This window comes from Rhodococcus chondri (genome assembly GCF_036327435.1).
In the GTDB taxonomy this organism is placed as follows: Bacteria; Actinomycetota; Actinomycetes; order Mycobacteriales; family Mycobacteriaceae; genus Rhodococcus; species Rhodococcus chondri.
On the sequence record NZ_JAUZMZ010000136.1, the window covers coordinates 1 to 12,559 of the forward strand.

General features: G+C 67.0%; 12 protein-coding genes. 9 read left to right on the top strand and 3 right to left on the bottom strand.

The window, feature by feature from the left end; translation table 11 throughout:
- The 5 genes from Q8814_RS19685 to Q8814_RS19705 all read left to right on the top strand — a co-directional run.
- The coding region (locus tag Q8814_RS19685; protein WP_330153682.1) for a sterol carrier protein domain-containing protein at positions 1-818 on the top strand (818 nt) is incomplete at its 5' end.
- Positions 819-928: 110 nt separating this feature from the next.
- Positions 929-2,272, top strand: coding sequence for an ABC transporter substrate-binding protein (locus Q8814_RS19690; RefSeq protein ID WP_330153683.1), 1,344 nt, complete (start codon positions 929-931; stop codon positions 2,270-2,272).
- A complete protein-coding gene (locus tag Q8814_RS19695) occupies positions 2,269-3,216 on the top strand; it encodes a carbohydrate ABC transporter permease (RefSeq protein ID WP_330153684.1) in 948 nt (315 codons plus the stop codon). The genes Q8814_RS19690 and Q8814_RS19695 overlap by 4 nt, the downstream gene beginning before the upstream one ends.
- Entirely contained in the window at positions 3,213-3,758 is a 546-nt protein-coding gene (locus tag Q8814_RS19700; RefSeq protein WP_330153685.1) for a carbohydrate ABC transporter permease, read from the top strand. The genes Q8814_RS19695 and Q8814_RS19700 overlap by 4 nt, the downstream gene beginning before the upstream one ends.
- 6 nt (positions 3,759-3,764) lie before the next feature.
- Complete coding sequence (locus Q8814_RS19705; RefSeq protein WP_330153686.1) at positions 3,765-4,946, top strand: ABC transporter ATP-binding protein; 1,182 nt, start codon at positions 3,765-3,767, stop codon at positions 4,944-4,946.
- Between the two features lie 2 nt (positions 4,947-4,948).
- On the opposite strand, the gene Q8814_RS19710 is transcribed toward Q8814_RS19705, so the two are convergent.
- Positions 4,949-5,794 carry a chromosome partitioning protein ParB gene (locus Q8814_RS19710; RefSeq protein WP_330153687.1) on the bottom strand — a complete coding sequence of 282 codons (846 nt, stop codon included), beginning with the start codon at positions 5,792-5,794 and terminating at the stop codon, positions 4,949-4,951.
- 71 nt (positions 5,795-5,865) lie between these two features.
- On the opposite strand from Q8814_RS19710, the gene Q8814_RS19715 reads away from it, so the two are divergent.
- Entirely contained in the window at positions 5,866-6,459 is a 594-nt protein-coding gene (locus Q8814_RS19715) for a suppressor of fused domain protein (protein WP_330153688.1), read from the top strand.
- A gap of 15 nt (positions 6,460-6,474) precedes the next feature.
- Here Q8814_RS19715 and Q8814_RS19720 read toward each other — a convergent pair whose 3' ends face one another.
- Together Q8814_RS19720 and Q8814_RS19725 are read right to left on the bottom strand one after the other, a co-directional pair.
- Entirely contained in the window at positions 6,475-8,208 is a 1,734-nt protein-coding gene (locus tag Q8814_RS19720) for a hypothetical protein (protein ID WP_330153694.1), read from the bottom strand.
- Positions 8,209-8,276: 68 nt separating this feature from the next.
- Positions 8,277-9,347, bottom strand: coding sequence for a magnesium and cobalt transport protein CorA (locus Q8814_RS19725; protein WP_330153690.1), 1,071 nt, complete (start codon positions 9,345-9,347; stop codon positions 8,277-8,279).
- Between the two features lie 83 nt (positions 9,348-9,430).
- On the opposite strand from Q8814_RS19725, the gene Q8814_RS19730 reads away from it, so the two are divergent.
- The 3 genes from Q8814_RS19730 to Q8814_RS19740 all read left to right on the top strand — a co-directional run bounded on the left by Q8814_RS19730 (position 9,431) and on the right by Q8814_RS19740 (position 12,302).
- Positions 9,431-10,285: a PHP domain-containing protein gene (locus Q8814_RS19730; protein WP_330153691.1), complete on the top strand. Its 855-nt coding sequence runs from the start codon at positions 9,431-9,433 to the stop codon at positions 10,283-10,285.
- On the top strand, positions 10,282-10,686 hold the full coding sequence (locus Q8814_RS19735) for a hypothetical protein (RefSeq protein WP_330153692.1): 405 nt from the start codon (positions 10,282-10,284) through the stop codon (positions 10,684-10,686). Before Q8814_RS19730 ends, Q8814_RS19735 begins: the two co-directional genes overlap by 4 nt.
- Before the next feature lie 422 nt (positions 10,687-11,108).
- Positions 11,109-12,302: an NAD(P)-dependent malic enzyme gene (locus Q8814_RS19740; protein ID WP_330153693.1), complete on the top strand. Its 1,194-nt coding sequence runs from the start codon at positions 11,109-11,111 to the stop codon at positions 12,300-12,302.
- Positions 12,303-12,559: the final 257 nt, after the last annotated feature.

Below are 12,559 nucleotides of genomic sequence, written 5' to 3' on the forward strand. Positions count from 1 at the left end.
CCACAGCCACCTCCCTGGATCTCGACGTGCGGCGAGCGCGGCTGCGCCCGGAGGTCCTGGAGGCCGGACCGGTGCGCCTGCACTCGTATCCGGAGGCATGGAATGTGCTCTCGCGCATCTACTCCCAGCACCTGCCCGAGCGGCCGGGCGCGATCGAGCGCTCCGCGTTCTGGTGGGCCGCCCGGCAGTTGCGCGCGACACCCACGCTCGAACCGGTGTATGTGGTCGTGCACGGTGAGCCCGGGCATGAGGACGGGTTCGTGCGCTACCACCCCATCGATACCGGCAAATGGTTCACGAGCAGTAACCGGACGATCGTCGTCGACGACTTCTTCGCGCCCACACCCCGGGTGCGCGCCGGTCTGGTCCGATTCCTGCTCGGCCTGGACCTGGTGGACCGCATCGTGTTTGCGGCGCTTCCCGCCGACGACCCGCTGCCGTGGATGCTCACCGACCATCGGGCCGTGCGGGTGCGTTCCGTGGCCGACGAAACGTGGCTGAGGATTCTCGACGTGCCCCGTGCGCTCGCCGAGCGCAGTTACGCCGGAACCGGTGGTGTGCGTATCGCGGTCGAGGACCCGCTGTTCGAGGAGAACTCCGGCGTCTTCGAGGTCGGACCGGACGGCGCGACGCCCACCTCCGCGTCCGCCCACCTCACCGTCGGCATCGCAGCGCTCGGATCGGTGATCCTCGGCGGCGTGCGCTTGCATCAGCTCGCGGCCGCCGGGCGTGTGCGTGTGCACGAGCCGGACGCACTCGAGGTGGCGGACGGACTGTTCGCCTGGCCGCACGCACCGTTCGCCGGAACTTCGTTCTAGGAAGCCGAACCCCCGTCCGGAGTCCGTTTTGCTTCGCCGCCTCGGGAGGTGCGTTACCGTTCAAAATATGTGATCGAGGTCACTCTCGCGTGGGGCGGGCGGAGGCGGTAATGCGACGGAAGTGGCGGAGTTGGGTGACGGTCGGCGCGGCCGCGGTACTCGCGACCTCGGGCCTGGTGGGTTGCGGCAGCGACACCGACGATCGCGTTCTGAGTTTCTACACCGCCGCAGACGGCGCCGAGCAGTACGCGCAGGCCGCCGCGAACTGTACCGAGGATGCGGCGGGCCGATACGTCGTCGAACAGCGCACCCTGCCGAAGAACGCCGACGATCAGCGACTGCAGCTGGCGAGGCGGCTCACCGGCGACGACAAGAGTCTCGATCTGATGACGCTGGACGTCGTGTGGACCGCCGAATTCGCGGAGGCCGGGTGGGCGCTTCCACTGCCCGAGGACGATGCCGCCGCCGTGTCCGAGGGCACCCTCGCGGGGCCGCTGGAATCCGCGACGTGGCAGGACACTTTGTATGCGGCTCCGCTGAACACCAACACCCAACTGCTCTGGTACCGCAAGGATCTGATGCCCGACGGTAATCCGCCGCAGACCTGGGACGAGATGATCGACATCGCCTCCGGGCTCGCCGAACAGGGCCGTCCCAGCTGGATCGGGGTACAGGGGCGTCAGTACGAAGGTCTCATGGTGTGGTTCAACACGCTGCTCGCGAGTGCCGGGGGATCGGTGGTCGCCGAGGACGGCACCACGGTGACCCTCGACGACGGTGACGCCGCCGAGACCGCCCTCACCATCATGAAACGGGTGGCGACTGCACCCGGCGCCGACCCGTCGCTGAACCAGGCCGACGAGGCCGCCGTCCGGCTCGGCATGGAGAGCGGACGGTCCGCGTTCCAGGTGAACTGGCCGTTCGTGCTGCCCGGCATCATGGAAAACGCGGACGACCTGCCGTTCATCGACGACAACGGCAACGTCACCGCGACCGACACCGGCAACACCGTGCTGACGGTCGACGGCGAACAGAACTTTCTGCCCGCGCCGTATCCGTCGGTGATTCCGGGAGAGCCGGCGCAGGTGACGATCGGTGGATTCAACATCGCGGTCGCCCGGACGAGCGAACATCCGGAGCTGGCCTTCGAGGCCATGCAGTGCCTGCGCAACGAGGAGAACCAGCGCAACAACGCTGTCGGGGGTGGAGTGCCGCCCACGCTGGAATCGCTCTACGGCGATCCGCAGTTCCGAGAGGCATACCCGGCGTGGCGTGAGGTGCGCGACAGTCTCGAGAACGCTGCGGTGCGGCCGGTTTCTCCGGCGTATCAGAGTATTTCGACACTCGTGACGGCCACCCTCAATCCCGTCGACCGGATCGATCCGCCGCGTACCGTCGACGAACTCGCCGAACAGGTGCGTAAGGCGGTCAACTCGGAAGGACTGGTCCCGTGACTGCAGTCGAACCGCAGACGCCCGTATCCTCGCCCGAGCCGCAGGCGCCGTCGAAGAAGCTACGGTCCGAAGGAAAGAAGGCCGAGCGTCGACTCGGTTTGTGGCTGATAGCTCCGGCAGCGCTGCTCATGGTTGCGGTGACCGCATATCCGGTGGGTTACGCCGTCTGGTTGAGCCTGCAGCGATACGACCTGCGTTTTCCCGACGACCGAGAGTTCGTGGGGCTGGCGAACTACGTGGCCGTGCTGACGGACGCATTCTGGTGGCAGGCGTTCTTCGTCACGGCCGGGCTGACCATCGTCTCGGTCGCCGTCGAATTCGTCCTCGGCCTGATCATCGCGCTGATCATGCACCGGACCATCGTCGGCAAGGGTGTCGTGCGCACCGTCGTGCTGATCCCGTACGGCATCGTCACGGTCGCCGCCGCATACAGCTGGTACTACGCCTGGACACCGGGCACCGGATATCTTGCCAACCTGCTCCCGGACGGCAGCGCCCCCCTGACGCAGCAGTTTCCGTCACTCGCGATCATCGTGCTCGCCGAAGTGTGGAAGACGACGCCGTTCATGGCGTTGCTGTTGCTGGCCGGACTCGCCCTCGTCCCCGAGGACCTGCTCAAGGCCGCGCAGGTAGACGGTGCCGGTTCCTGGACTCGGCTGATCCGGATCATCGTGCCGCTGATGAAGCCGGCGATCCTGGTCGCGCTGCTCTTCCGCACCCTCGACGCGTTCCGCATCTTCGACAACATCTACGTGCTGACCCGCGGATCCAACGGCACCGGATCGGTGTCGATCCTCGGCTACAACAACCTGTTCAAGGCCTTCAACCTGGGTATCGGGTCGGCGATCAGCGTCCTGATCTTCATTTGTGTCGCGATCATCGCGTTCATGTTCATCAAGCTGTTCGGTGCGTCCGCGCCCGGTTCGGACGAAGGGAGGCGATGACGATGGCGGAGACCCGGCGACGCACCCTGTCGTGGTCCGCGGTCAACCTGCTGGTGCTGCTGTACGCGCTGGTTCCCGTGCTGTGGATCGCGAGCCTGTCGTTCAAGCCCGCCGGCACCATCAAGGACGGCCACTTCATTCCGCAGGAATGGACGCTCGACAACTATCGCGGCATCTTCCGTACGGACGCGTTCACCAGTGCCCTGTTCAACTCGATCGGTATCGGGCTGATCGCCACGGTGATCGCCGTGATCTTCGGGACGATGGCCGCGTATGCGGTGGCCCGCCTGGACTTCCCGGGCAAGAAGGTGCTCGTCGGGGTGGCGTTGCTGATCGCAATGTTCCCGCAGATCTCCCTGGTGAGCCCGCTGTTCGAGATCATGCGCAGCATCGGGCTGTTCGACACGTGGGCAGCGCTCATCATCCCGTACATCACGTTCTCGCTTCCCCTGGCGATCATCACGATCCCGATCATCGTGTTCGTCCTGATCTTCCAACGTCGTATCGTGGCCGGATTGACCTCCGGCGCCGTGAAGGGGTGAGTCCGGATGGCCGACATCGTGCTCGACAAGGTGACCAAGGAATATCCCGACGGTGCGAAAGCCGTCCGCGATGTCGACCTGTCCATCGCCGACGGTGAATTCGTCATCCTCGTCGGTCCGTCCGGATGCGGAAAGTCGACCACGCTCAACATGATTGCCGGACTCGAGGACATCTCGTCGGGCGAATTGCGCATCGGCGGTGCGCGCGTCAACGAGAAGGCCCCGAAAGACCGCGACATCGCGATGGTGTTCCAGTCCTACGCCCTCTATCCCCACATGACCGTGGGTGAGAACATCGCGTTCCCACTGACTCTTGCGAAGATGTCCAAGGAGGAGATCGCGCGGAAGGTCGACGAGGCCGCCAGGATTCTGGACCTGACCCAGCATTTGGATCGCAGGCCGGCGAATCTGTCGGGCGGGCAACGTCAGCGCGTCGCGATGGGCCGAGCGATCGTGCGCAGCCCCAAGGCGTTTTTGATGGACGAGCCGCTGTCCAACCTCGACGCGAAACTTCGGGTACAGATGCGCACCGAGATCTCCCGGCTGCAGAAGCGACTGGGAACGACCACCGTCTACGTGACCCACGACCAGACCGAAGCGATGACCCTGGGCGACCGGGTCGTGGTGATGCGCGGCGGGCTCGTCCAGCAGGTGGGGGCGCCGCAGGAGCTGTACGACCGGCCGGCCAATCTGTTCGTCGCGGGCTTCATCGGGTCGCCGTCCATGAACTTCGTGGCGGGGCAACTGGATGCCTCCGAGTCGGGAGGAGTCGTGCACAGTGCGATCGGCGACATCCCCATCGCGTCCGACCGGTGGGCCGCGATCCGCGACAAGAACCCGGGCCGGGATGTCGTGATCGGAATCCGGCCCGAGCATTTCGAGGACGCCGACCTGCTCGCATCCGACCAGCGCGACAGCGGGGTCACGTTCACCGCCGACATCGACGTGCTCGAATCCATGGGCTCGGACAAGTACGCGTACTTCACCGTCGACGAGACCGCGGTGAGCTCACAGGATCTCGACGAACTCGCCGCGGACGTCGGGGTGGCCAACCTGTCCGGTGGCACCACCGTCGCGCGTCTGCCCGTCGAATCGGCTGCCTCACAGGGACATACCCTGCGGATGTGGTTCGATCCGAAATCGGTGTCGGTCTTCGACCTCGGGACGGGTGTGAACCTCACGCTGTGAACTCATCGTGGCGCGCGTCGCCGCAACCGGTCGATGATCTCGTCGTTCCACTCGTGACGGCGCACGAGCCGGTACCGTTCGTGTGCCACCCACAGATACGCTTCGGCATCCGTCCGGGACGCGAGCATGCCGGCAGCGCGCACCATCTGCACGACCGGGACGAACTCGTCGTCGAACCACCGCTTCGCCACATCCTCCCGCGTGAGAAACTCGCCGAGATCCTGCATCAGCCGGAAGCCCCACGCTTCGACCATCTGGGACAACTCGGCGTAATCCCACGGATCGGATACGCGCACCGCCTCCCGTGCCGGCCCGTGCAGCGGCACTCGCGTCAGGAAAATCCGATAATGGTCCTTGCGCAACAGGTCCGAGTGTCGGGTGATGCCCTCCGCCGACACCTTCGTGACGATTTCGGTGACATATGCATCGATGGTGCGATCGCCCTGTGAGCAGGCGATGGACACGCGGTGATGGCCGTCCTGGACGAAGTGCAGATCGCCGACGCGATACACCGAGATGGGCGGCATCGCCTCACCACGCCGCCGCGCGGCCGCCAGCCGTTCCCACCGGTTCCGCAACCGCGCCGACGTGGGCCGGAACCGGCGGTCGAAATCGTCGGTACGATCCACGCTGCCCACGATCGAGGACACCTCGATGATCTGCAGACCGAGGCGGTGTTCACCGATCCGGCCGAGGGCACGCACCACATCCTCGAACGGCAGGATGTCGTTGACGTCGTCGGGTTCGCGCCGCAGCCAGGCGATGAGCCGGGCGTATTCGGCGCGACGGCGTTGCCGGGCGAAGTCGTCGCCCGCGTCGGCGACGGGAAACCCCGTGTCACGCGCCATGCTCTGACGCTACCCCCGGCGGTGGCGCACCGGCCGGACATTTCGTCCCGGTACGGGGTTACATTGCTGGGGTGACCGATGCCGTGCTGTCCGATGTTCGCGCCCACCTCGCCGCGCACCTGTCCGGCCCCGGGGCCGCGCCGGAGTCGGCGTCCGTGACGTTCCTCGGTCTGGAACCGATCGAGGTGCTCCGATTCCGCGCCCACGACGACGACCTCACCCGGTTCGCGACTCTCGGTTGCTCGCGGCATCCGATGGGCGATCCCACCGCGACGATCGCCGACCCGACGCGTGGTCCGCGCGCCGAGCTGATCCTGAGTCTGCGGCGGGCGGACGGAATCACGGCCGGGGTGCACCGCACGCTGGCGGTCCTCGCGGCGCTACCCGCTGTGGAAGGTGTCGTCCTGACCGAGGATGCGCTGCTGGACCTCTCCGAGCCGCTGTGGGACGGAGCGCCGTTCACTGCGGTGCTGCTCGAACCGAGTGATGTTCCGGACCTGGCGCTACCCGAGCCGGCCGATCCGGTGCGCTTCTTCGACGCGGTGCCCATCACCGGCAACGAAGCGGCCTGGAAGCGGCTGCGCGGAGCGGATGCGCTGCGGGAAGCGTGGGCAGAGGCGGGCATCGACGTCCGCGACCCGGCTCGCGCGGCCGCGCGCATGTAGCCGCGTATCAGGGGCTCAGCTGGGCACGACGACGCCCATCGGCCCGCCGCCCAGGCACACGCTCGGCCCCGGCGTCGACGAGGCCACCTGCAGTGCCTCACCGCCCCCGGAGACCCGGACGTAGACCGAACCGAGGCCCGCGCCGACCGGTACCCGGACCCGGGGGTTGCCGGGGAAGCCGATGTCGAGCACACCGTCACCGCCGGCACGGTAATTCAGTTGCACCGTCCATTCCCAGTCGCCGGCGGGTTGCTCGAGCGGCACGGCCACGGTGGCACCGGCGACGAGCAGGTGCCCACAGTCCGGGGTGTCGCCGGGCAGCAGGGTGCGTAGCGGCAACAGCTCTGCCGGGACCAGCCGGCCCTGCTCGTCGAGCACCCGCAGTTCGGTGGCGGTGTCGGCGATGTCGGGGCCGCCGGGTAGGGCCGAGAACACGGATCCGACGAGGTTGTGCGGGTGCGTGAACGGCAGCAACACCCACACCGACACCGGGTGGTCGAGCACCGGCACGTCGGGGTGAGCGGTCAGCGACGACGTTGCGGTCGCCAGATAGTCGCCGGTGGGGTTGTCGTACCAACTGCGCGCGAAGGTGAACGTCGACCACAGCGAACCTGTCGCAAAGACGGCGGCGCAACCCACCGCGACCGGTCGGTGCCACCGCGGGACCGGCGCTTCGGCGCGGGCGGGTGCGCGGAGGATCAGTGCGATCGCGATCGCCACCACCACCGCGGAGTCCGCGAAGTACCGCAACGTCTGGGCGAGTTCGTAGGTGGTCTCCGGACCGAACCGGGTAGCGATCATCGCCACGAGCGACGCCGACACGTACGCGGCTGCCGCGATCCACACCGGGCCCGTGCGGGTGCGCCGGCGCAGGCTCCACACGAGTGCCCCCGCAACGGCGAGCCAGCCCGCCACGACGAGCAATGCGGGCGGGTCGGCCCACGGGGGACTCGGATTCCACCGATCCCAGTGCCACGGCCCACCCAGCAAAGTGGGCACGAGCCCATAGGACAACCCGTGATGGGTCAGACCGGCGACCATCGACCAGGGTGGGACTCCGAAGCGGGATTCGACGGTACCGACATAGATCGTCGCCCACAGGAGCAGCACTGCGCCGGACGCGCACCACAGTGCGGCGCCGTGGCGGGAGGCGGCGCGCACGGGCCGGTCGATGCCGTCGACCCGGTAGGTGAGGGCGAGCGTCGCGAACGCGACAAACGGCACCAGAACCGATTTCTCGAAGAAGAGCAGAGCGCACACGGTCACGACCGTGCCGGTCAGCACGTAGCGGCGTCTGCCGGTACGGGCGAGAAGCAGGGCATCACCGGCCACCCACGCGAGCGCGGCCTGCAGCGGCAGGGCGTTGAGTCCGGCAGCCCACCACGAATACGCCGGAAGGGTCAGTGGCGAGAGCAGGTAGAACAGCAGCGGTGCCCACACCGCCGGACGGGGACCGAGCAGCAACCACAGCACGCGCAGGACCGCAAGCGACGCGAGGGCCTGCCCCACGACGAGTGTTACCGCGGCAGGCCACCATTGCAGGGGTGCCAGCGCAGTGATCGCCTCGGCCACCACGAACGCGCCCGGCATGAGGTGACCGTCGTGGTCGTAACCCAGGATGTCGCCGGACAGCAACGGGTAGGTGCCGGCGCGGCCCACCAGGATCAGATCGTCCCAATAGAATTCGCCCCCCGCGGCGAGAACACCCCGAACAGCGACCTGCATTGCGACCAGCACCAGAGCCACCATCAGGACAGACCGGCCGCCGGTCCGCCCGACGAGCAGCGGTGGCGATGCGTGGGCGAGGGCCCGGACCGTCACAGCCACTTGTTGCGACGGAAGGTGACGAACAGCAGCACGGTGATCGCGGCGATGAACCCGACGACGAGGTGGTAGCCGTACTCCCAGTGCAGTTCGGGCATGTTGTCGAAGTTCATGCCGTAGATGCCCGCGATCATGGTCGGAACGGCGGCGATCGCAACCCACGCGGAGATGCGTCGCATATCGGTGTTCTGCTGCACGGTCACCTTCGCGATCGCGGCATCGAGCAGTGTGCTCAGCGTTTCGTCGAACGCGGCGATCCGGTCGGAGACCGTGATGTGATGATCGGCGACGTCGCGGAAGTACCGCCGGACGTCCTTCGGGACGGGGTTTCCGGGGGCGCGGATGAGTTGCTGTAGGGGCTCGGCGAGCGGAACCACCGCGCGACGCAATTCCACGATCTCTCGTTTGAGCAGGTAGATCTGCTCGACCGCGATCCGCGTACTCGGCGTGAACACGAGTTCTTCGAGATCGTCGACGTCGGGTTGCATGGCGGTGGTCACGGCCAGATACGTATCGACGACATGGTCGGCGATCGCGTGCAGCACCGCGGCCGGTCCGCGCTCGAGCTGTTCGGGATCGGCTTCGAGGCGGCTCCGCACCGCGGCCAGTTCGGAGTGGTCGCCGTGTCGCACGCTCACGATGAAATCGGGTCCGGTGAACAGCATGATCTCGCCGGTCTCGACGATGTCCTTGGTGGTGGTCACGGACTCGTGCTCGATGTAGCTGACGGTGCGCAGGACCAGGAACAGCAGGTCGTCGTACCGTTCGAGTTTGGGACGCTGATGGGCGTGCACCGCGTCTTCGACGGCGAGCTCGTGGAGCCCGAACGTGCGGGCGACGCTGGCCATCTGGTGTTCGTCGGGCTGGTGCAGTCCGAGCCACACGAAACCGGTGCCCCGGCGGCGCACCTCGGCGAGCGCGGCGGAGTGGGTGTATCGGCCCGGCAGGCGGTGGCCCTCGACGTACACGGCGCAGTCGACCACCGCGCGTTCGGCGGGCACCCGTCTCGTCGGTGCGGGTGTGAGGACGCGGCGTCCCTGGCGGTGTGAGGGCAGGCTCGGCATGGGCTCCCTTCCTCACGGTTCGCTCTGTTTCGGCGCAACCCTGCTGCGCCGTCATGCTAGTCGGCACCTGACACACTGGTGTGGTGCGCATCGATCTGCATACTCATTCTTCGGCATCCGACGGTACCGACAGTCCCGCGATCCTGGTCCGGAACGCTGCGGCGGCGGGACTCGACGTGGTGGCCCTGACCGATCACGACACCACGGCGGGGTGGGACGACGCGGTGGCGGCACTGCCGTCCGGGTTGCGGCTCGTCCGGGGAATGGAGATGTCGTGCACCGGGCGGGGCGAGGACGGGTATCCCGTCTCGGTTCATCTGCTGGCATATCTGTTCGATCCTGCCGATCCGTCGTTCGTCGCCGAGCTCGAGCGGCTGCGCGGGGAACGGGTGGCGCGGATACGGGCGATGGCGCAGCGTATGGCAGAGGACGGGCTTCCCATCGATGCGGACGCGGTCATCGCCCAGGCCGGCCCGGCTGCGGGCAGACCTCACCTGGCGCGCGCGCTCGTGGATGCCGGCGTGGTCCCGACGGTGGGGGATGCCTTCACCGAACTCCTCTCCGCGCGGGGACGCTATTACGTGAGGAAGGTCGACACTCCGCTTGCCGAGGCGGTTGCGATGGTGGCGTCCGCGGGCGGCGTCACGGTTGTCGCGCATGCCCGGGCTCGCGCGCGGGGCCGGTTGCTGGCGCTCGATCACATCGAGGAGCTGGCGGAACTCGGTCTCGGTGGCGTCGAAGCCGATCACCCCGACCACAGCGAGGAGGACGTCCGCCTGATGAAGGACCTCGGCGCGAGCCTGGGTCTGTTCGTGACGGGTTCGTCGGACTATCACGGTGCGAACAAGACGGTCGGGCTCGGCCGGTTCACAACGCCGCCCGACGCATACGAGCAAATGCTCGACGCAGCGAAGGGAGTGGAAGTGGTGCTCGGATGAGGGGCTATCGGGACGATGTTCCTGCCGAGCGCGATTACTACGACTACTACGGCGGCGCTCCCTATGACGACACTCTCTACGACGAGGGGGAGTACGGGCCTCGGGCGTACGGTCCCGTCCGCGCCGGGCTGATCGTTCGTGCCGGCCGGGTGTTGGCGGGGGCCGCGACCGGCGCCGTGATCGTGCTCGCGCTCGTGGTGTGTGTCGCGCAGTACCTGGCGGGAGGCCGGGGTTTTCCGGGACCGGGAACCGAAGCGGTCGCCGCCCACATGTTCGGCGCGGCCGTGGCGGTCGTCGCTCAGGTGAGCGCGGACCGCCTGAGAGGCCCGAGATCGATCCTTGCCGCATTTGTGGTGTTTTTCACTGCATCGATTCTGTTGTTCACTCAGTGGTGGAACTGATTCCAGAAAAACGGGCATTACTCGCGAGTAGCCCCGACGTAAGCCCAGGAACGAGTCCGGCATTTCGCAAACTCACAGGTGAGAGCGTAAAAAAGTGAGAACCTTCGCAACCAACACCGATTTGATTGTTGGTCTGTGAAGGTGGCAAACTTGATCTCAATCCGAGACCGGCGCCACAGCCCGGTATCGGACAGAAGATGGCAGACCCCTATCGAGGGGCTCGTCGCCAAGGCTCACCCGCCTCGGCGCCATCACGCTCCGGAAGTCGTACAGCGTTGTACAGCGGTAATCGTGATCGCGCCCGGAAGCTTCACCGAATCTGTCCTCTGAAGCGCTGCTGCAACATACGAGACGTATCGAACAGCGGTTACTTCGCAGTAACCGTGACCCAGTGTGGTCACGGAACCCGCAGGAGTGTCATCGTGTCAATTGTGTCTGATGCACCTACCCCCCAGAAGGTCGAGCTGACCGACGAGGAAATCTTCGGCGCCCACATCGACGGCAAGCTGTCGGTCGAGCTCACCTCCCCGCTGGAGAGCCAGCGCGACCTGTCCATCGCGTACACCCCGGGTGTCGCGCAGGTCAGCCGTGCCATCGCCGCCGACGAGACGTTGGCCGCGCGCTACACCTGGACGAACCGGCTCGTCGTGGTCGTCTCCGACGGCACCGCCGTCCTCGGCCTCGGCGACATCGGCCCGCGGGCATCGCTGCCCGTCATGGAGGGTAAGTCCGCCCTGTTCAAGAAGTTCGCCGGCCTCAATTCGATCCCGCTGGTACTCGATACGAAGGATCCCGACGAGATCGTCGAGACCCTGATCCGGCTGCGTCCGAGCTTCGGGGCAGTCAATCTCGAGGACATCTCGGCTCCGCGCTGCTTCGAGATCGAGAAGCGCGTCATCGAGGCACTCGATTGCCCCGTCATGCACGACGACCAGCACGGCACCGCCATCGTGGTGCTGGCCGCACTCAAGGGTGCCGTCAAGGTGCAGGGACGCGACATCACCAAGCTGCGCGTCGTCATCTCCGGTGCCGGTGCTGCCGGTGTCGCGTGCACCAACATCCTGCTCGCCGCAGGCGTCGAGGACGTCACCGTTCTCGATTCGAAGGGCATCGTCTCGGCCGACCGTGCGGATCTCACCGGTATCAAGACGGACCTCGCGGCCCGTACGAACCCGGCAGACCGTCGCGGTGGCATGATCGAGGCCCTCGACGGCGCCGATGTGTTCGTCGGTGTGTCGGCAGGCACGGTGCCCGAGGAGATCGTGGCGACCATGGCAGACGACGCGATCGTGTTCGCGCTGTCCAACCCCGACCCGGAGATCCACCCGGAAGTTGCTGCCAAGCACGTCGGGATCGTCGCGACCGGACGCAGTGACTACCCGAACCAGATCAACAATGTGCTTGCCTTCCCCGGTGTGTTCAAGGGCGCGCTCGATGCCGGCGCCCGTCGTATCACCGAGGGCATGAAGCTCGCTGCCGCCGAGGCCATCCTCTCGGTCGTCGGCGATGAATTGGCTGTGGACAAGATCGTTCCGAGCCCGCTCGATCCGCGCGTCGCACCTGCCGTCGCCGAGGCCGTCGCGGCCGCGGCGAGGGCCGAGGGTGTCACCGACTGACGAGATCGCACCGAGTGCCCCGGAGCAGAACCCGCACCCAAGGTTCTGCGGCCGGGGCGTTCGGCGTCTGCGGGCAGTGCGCCACAATGACAGCCGTGGAAGCCAACGGGATTCGGTACCGGTCGCTGTTCGTCGCGCTCATCACCGCGGCATTCGCGCTTGCAGGGTGTGCGTCGCCGGTGCTGGACCACTCCGCGGAGACCACCGCCGCCGTCGTGGTCGGGGTGTGGGACGGCGCCGCGGGGGAGTTGCTGGCC